The sequence below is a fragment of the Flavobacterium hibisci genome, from assembly GCF_020026925.1.
GTDB lineage: Bacteria > Bacteroidota > Bacteroidia > Flavobacteriales > Flavobacteriaceae > Flavobacterium > Flavobacterium hibisci.
The window spans coordinates 553,381-574,277 of sequence record NZ_JAIQDW010000001.1 but is presented as its reverse complement, the minus strand read 5'-3'; the positions used below and the strand labels follow the sequence as shown (position 1 = coordinate 574,277).

Annotated in this window: 13 protein-coding genes; 10 read left to right on the top strand and 3 right to left on the bottom strand. The window is 35.9% G+C overall.

The window, feature by feature from the left end:
* Window positions 1-54: 54 nt before the first annotated feature.
* From K8B81_RS02105 to K8B81_RS02080, 6 genes are all read left to right on the top strand, one after another.
* On the top strand, window positions 55-1,074 hold the full coding sequence (locus K8B81_RS02105) for a family 43 glycosylhydrolase (RefSeq protein ID WP_223678564.1): 1,020 nt from the start codon (window positions 55-57) through the stop codon (window positions 1,072-1,074).
* 137 nt (window positions 1,075-1,211) lie between these two features.
* Window positions 1,212-1,526: an L-rhamnose mutarotase gene (gene rhaM / locus K8B81_RS02100; RefSeq protein ID WP_223678563.1), complete on the top strand. Its 315-nt coding sequence runs from the start codon at window positions 1,212-1,214 to the stop codon at window positions 1,524-1,526.
* Window positions 1,527-1,664: 138 nt separating this feature from the next.
* The gene (locus K8B81_RS02095; RefSeq protein ID WP_223678562.1) at window positions 1,665-2,747 is read left to right on the top strand and encodes a PKD domain-containing protein; all 1,083 of its coding nucleotides are present in this window, start codon (window positions 1,665-1,667) and stop codon (window positions 2,745-2,747) included.
* A gap of 22 nt (window positions 2,748-2,769) precedes the next feature.
* Window positions 2,770-4,053: a DUF4861 domain-containing protein gene (locus tag K8B81_RS02090; RefSeq protein WP_223678561.1), complete on the top strand. Its 1,284-nt coding sequence runs from the start codon at window positions 2,770-2,772 to the stop codon at window positions 4,051-4,053.
* A gap of 32 nt (window positions 4,054-4,085) precedes the next feature.
* On the top strand, window positions 4,086-5,438 hold the full coding sequence (locus tag K8B81_RS02085; protein WP_223678560.1) for a glycoside hydrolase family 88/105 protein: 1,353 nt from the start codon (window positions 4,086-4,088) through the stop codon (window positions 5,436-5,438).
* Between the two features lie 298 nt (window positions 5,439-5,736).
* A complete protein-coding gene (locus tag K8B81_RS02080) occupies window positions 5,737-7,083 on the top strand; it encodes a hypothetical protein (RefSeq protein WP_223678559.1) in 1,347 nt (448 codons plus the stop codon).
* Window positions 7,084-7,219: 136 nt separating this feature from the next.
* On the opposite strand, the gene K8B81_RS02075 is transcribed toward K8B81_RS02080, so the two are convergent.
* A complete protein-coding gene (locus tag K8B81_RS02075; protein ID WP_223678558.1) occupies window positions 7,220-10,120 on the bottom strand; it encodes an exo-beta-1,4-galactosidase in 2,901 nt (966 codons plus the stop codon).
* Between the two features lie 266 nt (window positions 10,121-10,386).
* Here K8B81_RS02075 and K8B81_RS02070 point away from each other — a divergent pair, with 266 nt between their 5' ends.
* The 4 genes from K8B81_RS02070 (at window position 10,387) to K8B81_RS02055 (ending at window position 16,140) form a co-directional block, all read left to right on the top strand.
* Window positions 10,387-11,715 carry a rhamnogalacturonidase gene (locus tag K8B81_RS02070; protein WP_223678557.1) on the top strand — a complete coding sequence of 443 codons (1,329 nt, stop codon included), beginning with the start codon at window positions 10,387-10,389 and terminating at the stop codon, window positions 11,713-11,715.
* 97 nt (window positions 11,716-11,812) lie between these two features.
* Window positions 11,813-14,236: a glycosyl hydrolase 115 family protein gene (locus tag K8B81_RS02065; RefSeq protein ID WP_223678556.1), complete on the top strand. Its 2,424-nt coding sequence runs from the start codon at window positions 11,813-11,815 to the stop codon at window positions 14,234-14,236.
* 149 nt (window positions 14,237-14,385) lie between these two features.
* Entirely contained in the window at window positions 14,386-15,765 is a 1,380-nt protein-coding gene (locus tag K8B81_RS02060) for an arylsulfatase B (protein WP_223678555.1), read from the top strand.
* Window positions 15,766-15,963: 198 nt separating this feature from the next.
* Window positions 15,964-16,140: a histone H1 gene (locus tag K8B81_RS02055; protein WP_031453507.1), complete on the top strand. Its 177-nt coding sequence runs from the start codon at window positions 15,964-15,966 to the stop codon at window positions 16,138-16,140.
* Window positions 16,141-16,296: 156 nt separating this feature from the next.
* Here the strand turns inward: K8B81_RS02055 and K8B81_RS02050 are convergent, their stop codons facing one another.
* Window positions 16,297-17,805, bottom strand: a complete 1,509-nt coding sequence (locus tag K8B81_RS02050; protein ID WP_223678554.1) for a rhamnogalacturonan acetylesterase — start codon at window positions 17,803-17,805, stop codon at window positions 16,297-16,299.
* 217 nt (window positions 17,806-18,022) lie between these two features.
* On the bottom strand, window positions 18,023-20,878 hold the full coding sequence (locus K8B81_RS02045; protein ID WP_223678553.1) for a glycoside hydrolase family 2 protein: 2,856 nt from the start codon (window positions 20,876-20,878) through the stop codon (window positions 18,023-18,025).
* Between the last annotated feature and the right edge of the window lie 19 nt (window positions 20,879-20,897).

Genomic DNA, 20,897 nt, shown 5'->3' with positions numbered 1-20,897 from the left:
ATACTATTCGAAGAATAAATAAATAAATTTGAAGCAACCACCATATTTTATTCCATGAAATTTTACCTCATTCACTTCAAAAGAATAGTTTTTTTACAACTCTTATTTTGCCTTCCCATTTTTGCCCAGAATGCTTCTCAAAAAGTAAATAATGAAATTGCAGATAAACCATTATATCGAGATCCCATATTTGATGGCGCTGCAGATCCAACTATTATCTGGAGCAAAAAAGATAAAAAATGGCTGATGTTTTATACGAACCGAAGGGCTAACATTGGCGGAAACGGAGTAAGCTGGGTACATGGAACTCCCATTGGTATTGCCGAATCATCAGACGGAGCACATTGGAAATATAAAACCAATTGCAATATTGGTTATACAATTAAGGATGTTACGTATTGGGCTCCGGAAGTCATTAAACATAAGAACAGCTACCACATGTACTTAACAATTGTTCCAGGTATTTTTGAAGATTGGAAACATCCGAGATATATTGTGCACTTGACAAGTAAAAATCTAATTGACTGGAAATTCGAATCACAACTAAAACTGGCTTCAGAACGCTGTATTGATGCTTCTGTTTTTCAATTGCCTGACGGAAACTGGCGTATGTACTACAATAATGAAAATGACGGAAAATCGATTTATTATGCCGACAGTAAAGATTTGTATCATTGGACAGACAGCGGAAAAAAAGTAGTAAAAGACAGAGGAGAGGGGCCGAAAATATTTAGCTGGAAAGGAAAAAACTGGATGATTACAGATCCGTGGAAAGGCTTAGCTGTTTTCTCTTCGGATGATTTTATAAACTGGAAAAGACAGGCGCAAAACATTCTTCAAATTCCGGGAACGGGTGAAGACGATAAAGTAATCGGCGGACATGCAGATGTTATTGTAAATGGTAATAAGGCTTATATCTTCTATTTTACACATCCGGGAAGGATCCCTGAAAATAAAGGAATCGACAATTTCGAAACCAGAAGAAGTTCGATACAGGTAGCTGAATTGGAATATAATAATGGTGAGATATTCTGTGACAGAGACAAACCGGTAAAGATTAGCCTAAAACATTAATTATTTACTATTTCAAAACGGAAAAGCAACGTATTTATTTACTGCTTCAAAAGGCGGGAAATTTGAAATGGCTTCTTCGTTTATCTTCAAAATAATGTAAATAGCGTAGAAAAATACTCTTTAAAAAATTAAAAATTATGGTAAGAAATGCTTTTAAAATGAAATTAAAACCGGGCTTTGAAGCGGAGTATAAAAAGCGACATGACGAAATCTGGTCTGAATTAGCAAGCCTCCTTTCAGAAACCGGTATACAGGATTACAGTATTTTTCTGGATGAAGAAACACTGATACTTTTTGCCGTTCAAAAAATAAGTGCTGATTTTGATTTTGATTTGTTGCCAAACCATCCCATTGTAAAAAAATGGTGGGCTTATATGGGGGATATTATGGAAACGAATCCGGATAACTCTCCTGTAGCTATTAGTTTGAAAGAAGTCTTTCATTTAGATTAATCCATTGTATCTAACTATTATTGTCAGTTTGAGTGTTTTTTTTGTGTAGAAAAACGGAATAAAAAAATGTATCGAGAACCGTTTTTGATGATTAATTTTACCCCATAGGTATGACAGGCAAAATTTAAAAATAAACTTATGAAACTTCATACAAAAAACACATTTTTAGGAGCGATACTATTTTGCATAATGTTTCAATGCTGGTCACAAGACACCAGAACTTTTAAGGTTTTTCAGTTTCCGGCTAATAAAATCCCAACTATTGATGGAAAGACTGATGACTGGAAAATGGTTCCTGAAAACTATACAGTTGGTATGGATCAGTTATGGGAAGACAGCGGAAAACATGCAAAAGCGAATCCTAAAAACTTAGATGTAAGTGTAAAAGTGGCCTGGGTAAAAGGACTGAACCAGCTATATTTTTTATATGAAGCGTATGATGACTATTGGGATTTTTCACTTCCGGGACTGCATAATGACACTTTTGAAGTTATTATTGATGCCGACCAGTCGGGAGGGCCATTTATAGACCGATTCCATCCTAATAAGGCATTAACAAATACTATGGATGCCTATTTTTCGTATCACGGCGTTCATGCGCAAAACTACCACATTTTTACTCCTGCAGAAGGCAAAGACTGGACGTTGGTCTGGGGAAGCCAGCCGTGGATCAAGGAACTGCCGTATGCAAATGCTGCTTCAAATTATAATTTTAAAGCTGGTGAATCGGGAAAACTGACATTAGAATTCTGGATTACTCCTTTTGATTATGCAGGGAATGATCCTTCCAGAGCTATTGAATCCATTTTGGAGGAAAATAAAAACATTGGACTTTGCTGGGCAATCATTGATTATGATGATGTGAATAACGAAAAAAACAACGGTTTCTGGAATTTATCGAAAGAACATACCATGTATGGAAATGCTTCTTACAGTCTTCCGTTTAAATTAATGCCTTTGGAAAAACAATTCCAAAAAGATATAAATGCAAAATGGACATTTAACGTAATTGATAAAAATAAAAGAACAGTAGCTTTTATTAATCAGTCTGAGGGTGAAATTGAATCCTACAAATGGGATTTTGGGGACGGAAGTTTTTCGTCTGAAAAAAATCCGGTGCATGAATATAAAGAGGCTGGAAAATATGTCGTAGTTTTAGACATTTCAGGACCAAAAGGAAAATCGAGATTGTCAAAAATCTGGGATGTTGCCGTAAAATAAGTAGTAAAATAAAATCACAATAATGAAAACTAAACTCTGTCTTTCAATCGCTTTATCGACTATGATTTTTATAAGTTGTAAAGCGCAAAAATCGCAATCGACTAAAATTGTTTTAACTAATAATTCTGATTTAGAATTGCCTCAAAAAGCAGTTTCAATAAAAAGAAGTACACTAAAGGTAAAGGAGAGCGAAAAATCTTTTCCAATAGTATTGCAAAATTCAGATACAATTCCGGCACAGGTAAACGATTTAGATGGTGACGGAAAATGGGATGAACTGTTTTTTGTGGCTGATTTTTCTGCAAAAGAAAAAAAAACAGTGGAACTGAAATGGTCCAATACGGATCCTAAATTTACCGTAAAAACCAGTGCGCGATTCGGAAAAAGAGAAGCAGAAAATTTGCCGGTACAGCCAGCAACGGAAGAAGTTTTACTGGCAAATCAGGTGTATAAAAAATTAGGTTTTCAAAAATACCAAACCGATGGCCCAACCTGGGAAAATGATAAAGTAGGGTTCAGGCATTATCTGGACGGAAGAAACTGTAAAGATGTTTTTGGTAAAAGAACTCCCGGAATTACACCAGAAAATGTAGGTATCAACAGCAAAGGTGCCGTAGAAGATAATTATCATCAGATGCACGACTGGGGAAGGGATATTTTTCCTGTAGGAACTTCAGCCGGATTAGGTGGTTATGGGTTAATTGTTGGAAATGAAATCAACAGACTTGGAATTCTGATTAATGATACGATCAATAATGTTGAAAAAACGACTTTTAAAATCGTAAGCGAAGGCCCGGTAAATTCCGTTTTAAGTTATAAATATCAAAACTGGCAGGCTTCGGGAAGTAACTATCAGGTACAGGAAACAGCTTCAATCTGGCCGGGAATGTACGGATACAAAAACACTGTTTCTTTAAATGGACTTAAAGGAAATGAAACTTTAGCTATTGCATTTTCGAATATCAATAACCAAAATCCATTGCAGGTAATTGATGCCGGTGATTACGTTTGTTTTATACTTCATGATAAATTAACCTATGAGCGTCAATGGATTCTGGGAACGGCTATAATTATTCCAAAGAATGTTTACAAAGGTTATATTGAAGCTCCAAAAACAGGTAAACTGACCAATTCCTATCTTATAAAAGTGAGTACAAAAAACAATCAGCCAATTAGCTATTATCCAATTGCAGGCTGGGAACTGAGCGCCGATCCAAACTTCAAAGATTCAGCTTATTTCAGCAATTATGTAACGACTCTTGCGAAACAGCTTTCGGCCAAAATAAAAGTTGAAGTAAGCAAATAATAATAAATTTTACTAACCAAAAATATCTAACCATGAACTATAAATCAACCAAATTCATTGCTTTATTTGTTTTTGGTGTCTGCAGTTTTGTAAACGCCCAAACCAATGATGCCACAACGCCTTTGCATCTAATGCAGCCTGATTATCCAACACCTTATGTTATTCCGCAAAAAGAAAACATAAAAGCGGTTTTGGACAGGGTTTACAATTTTCTGGATAAAAATTCGGCTTCTAAAATTGTAAATGCTGCTACAAAAGCAGAAATTAAAGACTACAAAAAAAACAAAGAAGATGTTATTTTCGAACGAGGAGCTTTCAGGCTGACCAGTTATGAATGGGGTGTTACCTATGCCGGAATGCTGTTAGCATCTAAGGCTACAGGAGAGAAATATTTTGCCGATTATTCCAATAAAAGAATAGAGTTAATCGCTGATGTTGCAGAAAATATTCAGGAAAAAAATATCAAAGACAAAGACATGCTCAAAACGCTTCATCCCGAAGCACTGGATTTTGCAGGCGCGCTTTGTGCAGCTTTTATTAAGGCAAAAAAAGACGGATTAAAAGCCAATATTGATCCTTTGGTTAACAATTACATCCACTTTATCAGCAATGAACAGTTTAGGTTAAAAGACGGAACTTTAGCCCGAAACAGACCTCAGGATAATACACTTTGGTTAGACGATATGTTTATGAGCGTACCAGCTTTAGCGCAAATGGGAGCTTACACAGGAGACACAAAATATTTTGATGATGCCGTAAAACAGGTTAATCAGTTTTCTAAAAGAATGTTTAACGAGCAAAAAGGAATCTACATGCACGGCTGGGTAGAGTCGATGGAAGTACATCCCCAATTTCATTGGGCAAGAGCTAATGGCTGGGCAATAATGACTATGGTTGAGTTGCTTGAAGTTTTGCCTAAAACCCACCCGGGATATCCACAGGTTTTGGCACAATTGCAAAAACATATCGCCGGTCTGGTACAGTATCAACACGGGACTGGTTTTTGGCATCAGTTATTAGATAAAAATGATTCGTATTTAGAAACTTCTGCGACAGCTATTTACACGTATTCTATTGCCCGAGCAATTAATCGTGGATATGTAGATAAGATGACTTATGGCCCTGCAGTTTTATTGGGTTGGAATGCAGTTGCCTCAAAAGTAAATGATAAAGGTCAGGTAGAAGGAACCTGCGTAGGTACAGGTATGGGATTTGATCCTGCGTTTTATTATTACCGTCCTATAAATGTTTTTGCCGCTCATGGTTATGGTCCGGTTTTGTTGGCTGGAGCCGAAGTAATTTTGTTGTTAAAAGACAATCAGTTTCAGATAAATGATAGTGCTATACAGCTAAAAGTTGAAGGGAAAAATAATCTGCATAAATAAATTAAAAGTAAAATGTTATTTGTGAGAAGTTAGAAGTTTTGAATTTTAGTCATATTAATGATTGAAGTAAATTATCTAAAATCCAAAAAATTATAGTCAACTATTTTAAAAGCCATAAGATTGAATAGCCTCCACCTTTAGCTGGAGGTTAAAATTGTCATACATTATAGGCTTAGCCAAATTCTATTACTTCGAAATAAATAAAAGTTAGCGTCTCTGTGCCTTTGCGAGATTAATCCAGACCATAAATAAAAGACTTTTTTATTCTCAGCCGTCGATTCCTAAAAATGAATATAAGATGAAATTAAAATCCACAATAAATATATTTTTTCTGCTCTTTTCCCTAATGACTTTCAGTCAGATTGGTACCCGTTTTCCATCAGAAAAAAAGATAATCAAAGATTCTGTTACAGGCCAGGAACTGATTTTTTTAACCACGAAATCAGCTGGAGATTCCAAAACCTATCCAACACATCCACAATGGACAGCTGATGGAAAATGGCTGATATTCAGAACCAAAAGAGCAAATGGCGAAGCTGTGGCGGTGAATGAAAAATCAGGTGTAATGGTTCAGGTTACCGAAGGCGGTTACAGCGGAACTTTATGCATGGCTCAAAAAAGCATGAAATTGTATTTTATGCGTAAAGGAGAAGGCGATAAAATGCAGATTATAGAGGTAAATCTGGAAGCTGTTTTTAAAGACAGCCAGGACGGAAAAATGAAACCCATTGCTGCTTACGAACGAATTTGCGGTGTAACCATTCCGGAAATGGGAGCTTCAGGTGATATGGCTCTGGATGCGGATGAAGAACGAATTTATTTCAGAATCGGAAAAGAAGAAGCAGGAAGACACTTAGATCCGAATGTAAAAATAGAGAAAAGCATTGGTCCAAGGAATATGGGAGCAGGGCCAGGCGGAATCAGCAGCATGAATTTAAAAACAGGTGAATTTAAACATGTTGTTTCTGTACCATTTCAGGTAGGGCATATCCAGTCAAATATCTTGAATCCGGGTGAATTGGTTTTTTGTTGGGAAACAGGAGGAAAGTCGCCTCAAAGAACGTGGACGGTTATGGCAGATGGAACAGGTTTACGACCATTATATCCCGAATCTGATTTTGAATGGGTAACTCATGAAGCCGTGATTTCTAAAGATGAAGTGGCAATAGCCATCATGGGACATCGAAAAATAGATATTCAGAAAGAAGCACCTGTAGAAATTGCTGAAAATGGCGGAATCAGAAATCCGGTTAATCCCGGACAGGAAAGCAATTGGGGCAATACCGGAACCCGTGAAAAACCTACTGGCTTAGGAATTGTAAATCTCAGAACCAGAGAAATGATTATTGCAGGGCAAACCAAAAGCGGCAGCGGATTGTGGCATGTACACGGTTCTGCTGATGGACGTTGGGCAGTTGGAGACGACTTTTCAAGAAGTCTATATTTAATTGACCGAAATACAAACGAAATGATGATGCTTACCACAGGACATAAAACAACTGCGGCTGATCATGTTCACCCTACTTTTAACAGGGACGGAACGAAAATTCAAATCCAGTCGGCAATGCTTTCCGAAGATAATCGAACGATGAATATCTGTATTGTGAATGTTCCTAAAGAATGGCTGAAAAGAAAAGTCAAATAATTAGAATTACTAAACAAAAGAGTACAATTCTAAGGATGATAGATACTAAAAAGCGATTGTAAAAAATATTTTATAATCGCTTTTTATTTCTTTATTAAGTTTTTAATGGTATTTATATAAAGTATAACTTAAGTACTTATTTCACTTTATTCTGATTAGAATTCGGTTTCAATTCGTCCGGGCTATCTTTGGTAAAAGTTTTAAATTGCTCTTTTGACGGACTCACGAAAATGTCTTTTAATACTTCAAAATCTAAATTTCCTTTTGGATTAAAGGCATCCGAATTCATATACTGCTGTAACGAAATGAACAATTGTTTTGCAGCAGGTTTATTCTCAATATCGGGTCCTAAATCAGCGCTGCTCACGATAATTTTTCCTTTGCCAACTTTAGCTTCAAATATCAATGCTAACCTACGGTTCATAAACCAGGTGTCAATCGGCTGAACCAATGGACGGAAATCTGCCGGAAAATCTTCAAGGTTCATCACCTGTGAACGGTTTTGAATTTCCCACCATTGTAAATCACTATGAAAACTGGTTGGGAAACTGGCAAATGCCTTACTTTTATCCTGTATCAGCATTCCGGTAACATGAGGCGGACGCATTTTAAACCAGGAAGTATTCCAGAAAACCGGAAGAAAATGCATTTCTACTTCTTTTCCTTTTACCACTTTTCCTGATGCATTCAAAAATACTTTTCCGCCATTTTGTAAAACTTCTTTTGCTTTATCATCCAAAACAGTTGTGTAATATATCGAGGAAGCAATTTCTGCATTACGGTCAGAATAAACCCAAAAGTTCCAATCGTTGATAAAAAGGGTATTATTTACTTTTACTTCAAGATTTAATTTAGATGCTTCTTTGATAGTATTCAATGGAAAGTTAAGGTTCCCAACGAAGATTCCGTTTCCATTTTCGAAAGTTTTAGCATCGAAATTTCCTTCAGAAAGAATATTTCCTTTGTCATTTTTGATAGCCCAGCTAATTACTGCATTTTGTAAAGGATTTTTACCAGAGTGAAAAAGTGCTATTTCGGCCTTAAAAGTTTCGGTATTGGTATAAACAAATTTCGGGACTTTCAGCAATGGAACTGTTTCATTACAAAATCGTTTATATTCTTGAGAACTTACATATCCTTTTTCCTGAAAAAAAGCGTCCAAAATGCCTACCAAAGCAGTTCCCTGACCAGGGAAGTCCTGTAATCCTAAAGCCTGAAATCCTGCATATCCCGGAGTTCTCAGCATTTTTTCAATTTCGCTTTTATAACATAAAACCTGTAATTTTCCGGAGGCATTCAAAAAGTCTTTTGCCTGATCAGCCATGTTGTGATCTGTGAGATCCTGACGAAACATTTCGAAATTTTTAGCCCTGTAAACGCCTTTGTATTTCGGAATTTCTTCAAAATTTGGAAAAACACAATATTGGCCAATTTCGTGTGCTACAAATGGCACTTTAAAAGGAGCAATTCCGGTACTGAAATCGGATTCTGTTTCCGGTAATTTATTCCAGTTCAGTCCTCGTACACCGCCACGTGACTGGTATTCTGCATTTGGGATCACAGGCCAGCTTCCGCCAACGGACATTCCGGTATAAACCCTTCTGCTGTCTTTGGCTTTCCAAAAATCCACAAAGGCATTCAGATACTCAACTTGTTTTCCTGCTGGCTCATTTCCTGCTGATAACATCGTAAACGAAGCATAATTGCCATACTCTTTTGCCATTCGCATGGTTTCATCATATAAGAACTTATCGATCGGCTGACCTAATCCTATTTTTGGACCGTGATTAGGCCAGCTTGGACCTTCGGGCTGCAAATACATTCCGGCCTTGTCAGCTGCAATAAAAGCTGCTTCGGGAGGACACCAGGAATGAAAACGTATATGATTCAAACCATAAGATTTAATCGTCTTAAATATTTTGTCCCAGGCTTCAACTGTCATTGCAGGATAACCTGTTAATGGAAATTCACAATTATGCACCGTTCCGCGAAGGAAAACCGGAACATCATTGATTAAAAACGTATTCTCTTTTATTTTAAATTCACGCATCCCAAACTGAATTTTTTTCTCAGATTGTATTCCTTTAGCATTAAGTTTTACGGACAGATGATAAAATGCAGGATCAAATTCGTCCCAGGTTTGCATTCCTTTTCCAAATGGAAGTTCTATTTCGATGAATTTGCTGGCAGTGCCCGAAATAGTTACCTGACTGTTAATTTCTTTTGTTTTGTCTGATTTTGGACTGTTGAAGCTTTTTGCTGATAAAGATAACTTTCCATCAAACGCATTTGGAGTGCTATTCTGAATCGTAATTTTTACACGTGCTTTTCTGTTTTTTACATCCGGATAAATCTGAACATCATCAATATACACTGGTGAAAATGACTCTAAAGCTATTTTGCCGATAATTCCATTCCAGTTTCCCTGTGTATGATCGGTAACGCTATGCGAATCAGGGCCAACATTTATTTTGGTAATCCGATTATCAATTCGGATTGAAATGCGTTGTTTGCCCGGAACGAGAAAGGCACTTAAATCGTAAATATGTGGTGCTACTAACGAATTTTGCAGTCCTACTTCCTTGTCGTTTATCCAGACTCTGGTTTCTATATGGGCTCTTTCTAAATGAAACAAAATGCGTCTGCCTTTCCAGTTTGCAGGAACATTGACTTCCTTTTGATACCATGCAGCTCCAACATAGTGTTTGGCAGGTGTCAGCCAAAACGGAATATGAATATTTCCCGGCTGACGGTATTTTTCTAATCTCGGAATAAAATAAAAAGAACTGTCATAAATAGAGCCTGTCCATTTTGTTTTGAGCGTGATATCATCTCCTTTCAGAAATTCAGCCATAGAACCGGGAAGTTTTATGACATCTGCGAGATTTCGGTTGTACCACTTTTGAGTAATTCCTTCATCGTTTCGGTCAATTTCAAAATGCCAGTTGCCTTCGAGGTTAATTTCATCATTTTTAAAACTGCTTAACGTAAATAAAACAATCATTAACAGGAAGATGTAGCGGGATTTTTGTATCATAAAAAAGATTTATAAAAGTAAAAATAACGTTATCAAGCAGCATTGTTATCCTGCAGCATCCTGTCTTTTTATTTAACAGTTATAACCGATAGTACAGGATACAAAAAGAATAAGAATAGAATAAATTTGATTAATTAAGAATTAGAATCGTAAAAATGGGCGGAAATAATTATTTTATTTTTAAATATTTAAGAAAAGAGAATTCTTAATGACTCATGAAGACTAAAAATTATACCTCATAAAATTTAAAAACCAAAAAAGATACAATGAAAAGATTATTGACACTTGCAATCTGCATTTTGGGAATTTCCCAGTCTGCATTTTCTCAAAACTATAAAAACGACGCATTTCCGGACGGAAGTGAAATAACACCATGGTTTAAGGATTATACTAAAATTCAGCTGAAGGATTTAGGGAAACAATACACGATAACCGATTTTGGGGTTGTAAAAGACAGTACCAAAATCCAGACCGTTGCAATCCAAAAAGTAATTGATAAGGCAGCTAAAAGCGGAGGAGGAGTAATTGTGATTCCAAAAGGCGTTTTCCTGAGCGGTGCTTTATTCTTTAAACCTAAAACAAGTTTATATGTTTCAGAAGGTGGAACTTTAAAAGGTTCTGATGATATTTCGAATTATCCGATTATGCCATCCAGAATGGAGGGCCAGAACCTGGATTATTTCCCGGCTTTGGTAAATGCTTATGGCGTGGATAATTTTTCGATTTCAGGTAAAGGAACCATCAACGGAAACGGTTATAAGTACTATGAAGCTTTCTGGGCAAGACGAAAAATAAATCCAAAATGTACTAATCTTGAAGTGTCAAGACCAAGATTAGTTTTTGTATGGAACTCCAACAATGTACAATTTCAGGATGTAAAACTGATCAATTCAGGTTTTTGGACGAATCATTTTTATAAATGTAATAATGTCAAATTGCTAGATGTGTATATTTTCTCTCCGCATTTAGAAATTAAGGCTCCAAGTACCGATGCTATTGATGTCGATATCTGCACCAATGTTTTGATAAAAGGCTGTTATATGTCGGTTAATGATGATGCAGTTGCTTTAAAAGGTGGAAAAGGCCCTTATGCAGATCAGGATAAAAACAACGGAGGAAATGCTAATATCATCATCGAAGATTGTACGTATGGATTTTGTCATTCTGCTTTAACTAACGGAAGCGAGTCTATCCACAACCGAAATGTCATCATGCGTAATTCTACAATTGAAGGTGCAACCAGAATGCTTTGGTTAAAAATGAGACCAGATACTCCTCAAAGATATGAGTATATCAGGGTTGAAGACATTAAAGGAACAGCAAAAAACTGTCTGGTTGTTTTGGCATGGAAACAATTTTTCGACTTAAAAGGGCGTCCTGATATTCCATTGTCTTATGGTGATCATGTAACGTTGAAAAACATCAATATGAAATCGGATACGTTTTTTAATGTAGAAAAAGACCCGAACGTTCGTTTGTCTAATTTTACATTTGAAAACCTGAATATAGAAGCGACAAAAGCAACTATCGATAAAAGCATTGTTGACGGAATTACTTTAAAAAATGTGCGTATCAATAATCAGTTAGTTGAGTAATTTTCTCTAATTAATATAAAGAAGCAAAAGTTCAAAGTTGTGACATAATGGGTTGTAAACTTTGAACTTTTGTTTTTATAGCAAAATAAATTTTAAGATGAATAAAAATATATTTATTGGATTTGTGTTGCTGTTTATTCTTTTGTGTAGCAATTCTTACTGTCAGGATAAAAATTCTGTTGATTTTTTAATTGCAGATGCCAATTATTCAGTTTCAATTTATATTGATAAAGATACGGATGCACTTATTCTTTGGGCTGTAAACGAACTGGCTGACGATGTAAAAGAGATCACAGGAAAAAGGCCAGAAATTATTCCGGTTCAGACAATTTCAAAAAAGGGAATTTATATTGGACAGGCTTCATCAAATCTTTTTAAATCAAAATCCAAAGATTTGTCTGGTCAATGGGAGAAATTTTCGATCAAAAAAGAGAAAGAAAATCTTTTGGTCACCGGAAGCGATGTAAGAGGAACGGTCTATGCCATTTTTGAAATTACAGAGCGTCTTGGAATTTCGCCATGGAAATGGTGGGCAGATGTCAATTCGATAAAAAAAGAAAAACTTGCATTGCATCTTCCTCAAAAGGGAATTATTTCATCACCATCAGTTCAATACAGAGGAATTTTTTTAAATGATGAAGACTGGGGATTGGAACCCTGGGCAGAAAAAACATTCGAACCGGAGGTCGGGAACATCGGACCCAAAACCTACGAAAAGATTTTCCAGTTGTTATTGCGTTTAAAAGCCAATACGATTTGGCCGGCGATGCATCCTTCTACAAAAGGTTTTTTTACCCTTCCGGGGAATAAGGAAATGGCTCAAAAATACCATATGGTTATTGGTTCTTCACATGCTGAACCCATGCTTCGGAATAATGTTGATGAATGGAAACCTAAAATTCATGGTGATTATAATTATTTTACGAATAAAACCAAGGTTGATAAATATTGGCAGGATCGTTTAGACGAATTAAAATTGGCTAATAACGAAACCATTATGACGTTAGGCATGCGTGGTGTTCACGACAGCAAAATGGAAGGCGCAAAAGATTTAAAAGAATCCATCGATATGGTGGAAAAAATCATTTTGAATCAGCGTGAAATGCTTTCAAACACTTTTAAAAAGCCGTTAAAAGAGATTCCTCAGGCATTTGTACCGTACAAAGAAGTGTTGGAATTATACGATAACGGACTTAAAGTTCCGGATGATATAACTTTGGTTTGGCCCGATGATAATTACGGATATATTCGCCGTCTGAGCAATGAAGAAGAACAAAAAAGAGCAGGAGGAAGCGGTGTTTATTATCATATTAGTTATTGGGGAAGACCACACGATTATCTTTGGCTGAGCACAACACAACCGGGTTTGATTTGGTACGAAATGACTAAAGCCTATGAAAATGGAGCTAAAAAAATGTGGATTGTAAACGTAGGGGATATCAAACCCGCGGAATACGATACTGAACTTTTCCTTGATTTGGCCTGGGATATTAATTCCGCGAAATCGGATGGACTAAATGATTATCTAAAGAAATGGGTATCAAGAGAATTTACAGCTAAAATTGCTTCAGAATTGAGTTTTGTCATGAAAGAACATTACCGTCTGTCATTCCTAAGAAAACCGGAATATATGGGCTGGAGCCAAACTGAACCGACAACACCAGTAAAACTTTCTGATTTTTCTGTAGAAGAATCTCAAAAAAGAATAAATGACTATGATAATCTAATGCAGAAACTTGATAATTTGTCCAGTTTTATTCCGTCAGAAAGAAAAGATGCATGGTTTCAATTAGTGGTTTATCCGGTAAAAGGAGCTGTTTATATGAATCATAAATTTTTATATTGGAAGTTAGCGGCATCTGCATCTGATTCAAATCTGAAGAAAAAATATGAGTTATTATCTTCAGAAGCCTATCAGAAAATACAAGAACTGACCGATTTTTATAACACTAAAATGAGCAACGGCAAATGGAATAACATGATGTCCATGAAACCAAGAAATCTGCCTGTTTTTGATTCAATTAAAAAGACTGAATTTTCAAAAGAAGCAGTAGTTAAGGAAACTTCGAATGTGATAAAATTCATAAATGCAAATCAGTTTATTTCTAAAAAAGAGACAAAAGAGTATCAATGGAAAACAATTAATGGTTTAGGTTACAGCGACAATTCGGTTACTTTATTTCCGTTGAAACAGCAGTATTTTAAAACTGAAAAACCTTCAGTTTCCTATGAATTTGAAGTTGAAAAAGAAGGTGATTACGAAATAGAAATTCATTTGCTTCCAACTCATACAAACAATTTCGATCATCAAATTGAAGTACAATTAGATGGAGATAAAAAGCAATTATTTTCAATTAATACAAAAGATCGTGACAAAACATGGAAAGAAAATGTACTTCGTAATAGCGCTATTGTAAAACGGCCTGTTTCAAATGCAAATAAAGGAAAACATACGATTGCAATTAACGTGAATCAAACCGGAATTGTATTGGATTATATAACTGTAAATTCTAAAATCTAAAAAGATGAACCTAAATTCAAAACGTCAGTTCAAGTGTTTTTTAGTAGAGAAACGAAACAAAAAATGCATCGAGAACCTTTTTTAATGCAAATCATCATCAAAAACTAATTGCACCAACGGGTTTAAATCGAATTAGAATCAAATTTTAAATGATAAAAAATATGAATACCAATAAGCAATTTTTAATACTATTATCGTTTTGTTTTTCAATTTCATATAGTCAAAAGAATCAAAAGAGTGCAACAGAAAAACCAAATATCATTTTAATTATGGCAGACGACGCCGGATGGAATGATGTTGGTTATCACGGTTCAGTAATCAAGACTCCCAATATCGACTTTTTAGCCAGAAATGGGGTAGAACTGGATCGGTTTTATGCCAATCCTACCTGTTCACCATCAAGGGCAAGCCTGTTTACAGGGCGACCTGCCAGCCGTATGGGAATTGTAGCTCCAATTAGTGATAAAAGTCAGTTTAAGCTTCCGGATTCCATTCCGACACTGCCAAAATTATTGCATAAAAACAATTATCAAACCGCACTTATTGGCAAATGGCATCTGGGTTTGCAGCAAAGCAGCGGACCAACAGCGTATGGATTTGACTATTCGTACGGTTTTTTGCACGGACAAATCGATCAGTATACCCATCTCTATAAAAACGGCGACAAAAGCTGGTATCGAAATGGTGAGTTTATCGAAGAACAAGGCCATGCGACTGATTTAATTACGAATGAAGCAATAAAATGGCTTTCAGAAAAAAGAGATTCTAAGAAAAGCTTCTTTTTGGAAGTGGCTTATAGCGCACCGCATTTTCCTTTACAGGAAGAACAAAAATGGAAAGATCCGTATATAAATTCCATAAAAGACAGTTCCAGAAGAGATTTTGCCGCAGCAATGAGCCACATGGACAATAGTATTGGAATATTGTTAGAAAAATTGAAACAGGAAAAACTGGATAAAAACACATTGGTTATTTTTATGAGTGATAATGGTGCTATGGAAAATTGGGACTCTAAAAATGAATATAACGGCATTCACCCATCAAATATCACACTGGGAGATAATACACCGCTCAGGGACTGGAAAACATCAAATTATGAAGGAGCAATTAGAGTTCCTTGCATATTTTACTGGAAAGGTCATTTAAATAAGTATAAAAATGAGAATTATATTTCGGTAATAGATTTATTGCCCGGTATTTTGTCTTTGGCTGGAGATAACAATTTGCCAAAAAGTATTGAAGGTAAAAATGTCTGGCCGGTAATTTCAGAAAATAAAGCAATAGCAGATCAGGAAATTTATGTCAGAGGTCATTTGCACGAATCTTTAATCAGAAAGCCGTGGAAGATAATCAGGACCAGACACGTCAATACTCCTGCAAATTTAGAACTTTATAATATTGAAAAAGATCCTGAAGAGAAGAAAAATTTGATACAGGAACAGAAGTCTGTAGCCGAAAAAATGGAGATCGCTCTGGAAAATCAATTTAAAAAAGATGCCAAAAAGGTGAATTATGATAAAATTAAGTAAGTTTTTAGGGCTGTGTCTGAAATATTATTTAGAAATGTAACTTTTTTATATTTTGTAATCATCTGGTTTTTAGGAGTGAAAAGCATAAAAAAAATAATAGTAACTCAATTGCAAAAAACTGTGATAATTTTAACACTAAACTTACGTTATCTATAGAGCAAACTTTTATTTTTGCCACTTAATTTAACATATATAAGCATGAAAGATCTATTAGTAAAAATCAACGCTGAATTAGAAGTATTCAAAACAGAATCTGAATCATTATCTGAAAAAGGTGTTAAAGCAGCAGGAGCAAGAGCACGTAAATCATCTTTAGAGATTGAAAAACTTTTAAAAGAGTTTAGAAAAGTTTCTATCGAAGAATCAAAAAAATAATACTAAAAACCTCGTTTAATTTGAACGAGGTTTTTTTTTATTAAGAAAGCGAAAAGTGAAAAGGCGAAAGTCAAAAGTGAAAAGTTTACATTCACAAATTTATATTCATCTGAGATAACATCTGACATTTTATATTTTACAGATTGCCTTTATAGCTTAGTTCGGAATTTCAATATATTCCCTAAGCCCGCAATCTTTTATCTTTTTAAGACTTTCGGCTACCGCAAGAGCATTAAAAGCAGCACCTTCAACTCCGGTGTGCGTGTGGTCTTTCGGGAAAAACGCTTTTACTTTTTCTTTGCCTAAAGCTTCATATTTCAAAGCTACAATTTCATTCAAATCAATATAAAAAGCTTTTTCTCTTTCCGCTGCAATTTTGGACCAGTTTCCGTACGTATCAGTTCTGCGTTCTACTTTGTCGTTTGGCCATTCGTTTCTTGGCGTCTGGCTTAAAACAATCGGAATAGCACCTTTTTCTTTGGCTTCCCTGATGAATTTCTGCATATACCACCCAAAAGTATGAACGGTTTCTGTTATACTGTCACGAACCACTACCTGAGTTTCATCACCATTGCCTTTTAATGAACCTCTGAATTTCTCCTTGTCAACAGCTCCTGCATCATTATGACCAAACTGAATCATGATATAATCTCCCGGTTTAAGCTGGTTTCTTACCTCAGTCCATAAACCTTCTTTCTCAAATGTTCTGGTACTTCTGCCGCCACGGGCTTTATTGATCACTTCAATTCGGGTAGTATCACAATATTGAGGAAAGGCAAATCCCCAACCTACAGCATTTTCATTCTTATTGTTCGCCATAGTTGAATCGCCAATTAAAAAGACTTTTTTCTTAACAGGCAATACAATTTTTGGGTTTTTTAAAATATATTTTTTTAAAGAATTTTTGCTTGATTTAAGTTCATTGACTATTAGAGAAGCAGCTAATACAGCTCCTTTTGCAGAAGGATGCGTATGATCTTTTTTGTAGAAATAAGTTCCGGTTACTTTTGCTTCACCTAACTTTTCCATTTCAATCGCCATCTTATCGTTTAATTCGATAAAAGTTACCTTTTCTTTTTCGGCGATTTGTTTCGCCCACAATCCATACGATTTATTGTTGCGTGGAACTTTTCCTTCTTTCCAGTCATTTCTTGGAATTGGTGAACAAATAATCGGAATAGCGCCTTTTGATTTCGCTTCCTGAACCACTTTCTGAATGTACCAGCCATAGGTGTGTACTGTTTCATGCTTTTTAGTAAGCAAGTTGTCGATTTCCTGTGTTTCGTTTCCGATCCCTTTAATTGTTCCTCGAGCACGAAGGGTATCGTTTAAAGGACCATCATCATTATGGCCAAACTGAATCAGTACATAATCGCCTTTCTTAAGTTTGTTTAAAACCGCTGTCCACAAACCTTTATCCTGAAAAGTCCTGCTGCTGGTACCGCCCAAAGCATGATTTTCGATTCGGATTTTCGTAGTATCCAAAAACTGCCCGATATAATCTCCCCAGCCCCAAAGTCCGCCGGATCCGTCACCACGACCATTTTTTACAGTGGAATCGCCTACGGTGTAAACGGTAGGTTTGTTGTTGTCTTTTTGTTTTGGAGTAAAATTGAAAAATAATAATCCTAAAAGTAGTATTGTAATTATTTTAATCGATTTCATATTGTGGGTTGTAAAATGTGAAATGTATTTTGTGAAATGTAAGATGCAAATGTAATTTTTTGTCATTTCGACCTTTTGGGAGAAATCACACTAGAAACTCTACAACAGTAAGCTGTTTTCTCTCAGCGATTTCTCCTTCGTCAAAATGACATTTACTTTGTGATAAGTATTTGTTTAATCTGAAACCTAAAACAAACCCAAACCTGAAACAAAATTTTTACTTCCTAAAATCAAACCATAAATTCATTTTGATTCCGTCATCACCGCTTTTGATACGAATATTGGTGGCCTGACTTTCTGGTCCCTGATGCTCCAAAGGTTTGAAATCTCTCATAGCCGGAATTTCATACATGAACGAAATATCTCCTTCCGGAAATGCTGGCTGCGGATAACTACCTGCGAAACCATTTTTAGGCAAATCAGGTGTGAATAATCTCAAAAACAAATTATCAGATTCACTGAAAACTTTAAAAGATGAAGCTCCTGCTTTTAAGTTTGCTCCCAATAAATTAGCGTGATATCCTTTGAATTCGGGATAGATCAGATTTTCAAAACTTTCTCCGGTTATAGTGGTGTTATAATCTTTTTCCCAGATACCGAAAGTAGTTCCTTTTAGTCTGTTTTTCCAGACATGGTAGGGGCCTTTTCCAAACCATTTGATGCCGGTTACGTCTTTTTCAGGAAAACTAAAAGTAACACCCCAGGAGTTTATTTTATCTTCAAAAAACGCACCGTCAAAACCTTCTCCGCCCGAAGCATTTTTAAGGGCAATCAATTCCATTTTAAATCTCCCGTCCGGTTCCATAATCCATTTGATTGATGATAAACCTCCAGTGTATGATATTGTACAAATCGCTTTATCGCCTTCCTGAGAAACCTGAATGTCTTTTAATTTGGCTTTCATTCCGATTGGTCTTGGACCATTTGTCAACGGAATGGTAGCTGTGCCATTTTTAACTGAAGTAATTTCTCCAGTTGTGGCATCTAAAACAACTGTAACATCATTTCCTTTTAAGGTAATTTCATTACCTGCTTTTGTTCCCGAAGCTTTTGCTTTTGTATTCTGAATTGCTAAAAATTTAGCTGCATAATATTTTGCTTTATGAATAGGCCATGTCCAGGTATAAATTTCATTGTTAAACTGATCATGAGCTGTAATGGATAAAATATCACCTTCAGCAAAATTAGAAGGAACAGCGAATTTAATTTTGCGTGTTTCGCCCGGATCAATACCCGGAATTTCAATTTTACCTGAACTGATTTCCTTTGAAGTTCCGTTAGTATATAAAACATCATTATCACATTTCAGTACTTTAAACTCCATTTTACAGGAATTCAGATTGCTGAAAAGATAGTCGTTTGTAATTAAGAAAGAGCCATCAAAATCTGGATTTACTTGTTTAGGCTGAAACTGAATCGGGGCCCAGACTTCTTTTACGGTATAATAACTGCCTTCTCTTTCACGGTGCGGTCCTAAAATTCCGTCTGCTGCCAAAGAACCTTTGGAATCAAATTTGGTATCACCTTTCCAGTCTGAACGGAAAACTGCTTCGTCTAACATTGCCCACATAAATCCTCCTGCAAAAAGCGGACTTTGTTTGTATCTGGTCCAGAAATCTTCCAGAGCTGCTCCGTGTCCGTTATCATAGGTTCCGTGCATGAATTCTGTTGGAAAAAATACATTTTCTCCGGCATTAAAACGATGCATTCCAGTTAAATAAGTAGGGTAGTGGTGCGTATCCCAGCCGTTAAAATCAGCCCAAGGGTGGATGACGATTCTTTTTTGAGGGTCATTATCTTCAAAAACTTTATCAACATTATAATTCCATCCGCCTTCGTTACCATTGTCCCAGATAATTACTGATGGATGATTAACATCGCGGACAACCATTTCTGTAACCAGCTTAGTTCCAGTTTCAGTATCGTAAGAGTTTTGCCAGCCGGCAAGTTCGTTCAAGACAAAAAGACCTAAAGAGTCACAAACTTCTAAAAAGTGAGTGTCCGGCGGATAATGTCCTCTCACGGCATTCATGTTCATGTCCTTCAGTAATTTACCGTCCATTTCGCTGATGCGTTTACTGGTGCTTCTTCCGCCTTCAGGCCAGAAAGAATGACGGTTGATGCCTTTCATCACAATTTTGGTACCATTTACATAAATTCCGTCTTGTTTTTTGAATTCTAAAGTTCTGAAACCAATTCGTTTGTCGTATTTATGAACGATGTTTCCGTTATGTTTTAAAACCAGTTCCAGATCATATAAATTCGGACTTTCCGGATTCCATGGTTTGATGTTTTTCCATTGCGCTGCTATTGATTCCTTTGTGGTTTTTGCTTTTATCGGAAAAGTAAAAGTTTGGAAATTTTCTCCGTTTAAACCTTTCAAAGTAGCTTCTAAAACAGCATTTTTGAAAACGTTTTTAAGGCTCAGATCGACTGTAATCGAACCGTCCATTTTTGGATTTACAGCAATATGCTCAATATGCGTTTTAGGGGAAACTTCTAACCAAACCGGACGATAAATTCCGCCAAAGAGCCACCAATCCGCTCTTCTTTCGGCTGCATTTACTGATTTATTGGCAGAATGTTTCCAGACATGAACTTCTAACGTATTTTTAGAACCGAATTTCAATAAAGACGAAATATCATATTTAAATTCGTAAAAACCTCCTTGATGAATAGCTCCTGCCAGCTTTCCGTTGACTTTTACTTCGGTATCCGTCATCGCTCCACCAAACACAATCTGAACCACTTTGTCTTTATAATCTGCAGGAACTTCAAATTCAAATTTATACAAACCTTCTTCCTTACTCGGTTCTTTTTGGTTCAGTTCTTTGTACCATCTTCCATAAGTATATTCACCAAAACCTTCTAATTCCCATTGGGAAGGAACGTTTATTTTAGACCATTTTTGACTGTTATTGCCTCCGGTACAAAAGAAATCCCATTGTACAGGATGTTCAAAATCTTTTCCGGAAAGGTAAACTTTATCAGTTTGCTGTGCTGTGCTGTTTTGATAAAAAAATAAAGCAAAGGCAGCAATTGTGAAGTTTTGAATAGTGTTTTTAAGTAACATAAATAGGTGTTTCTATAAT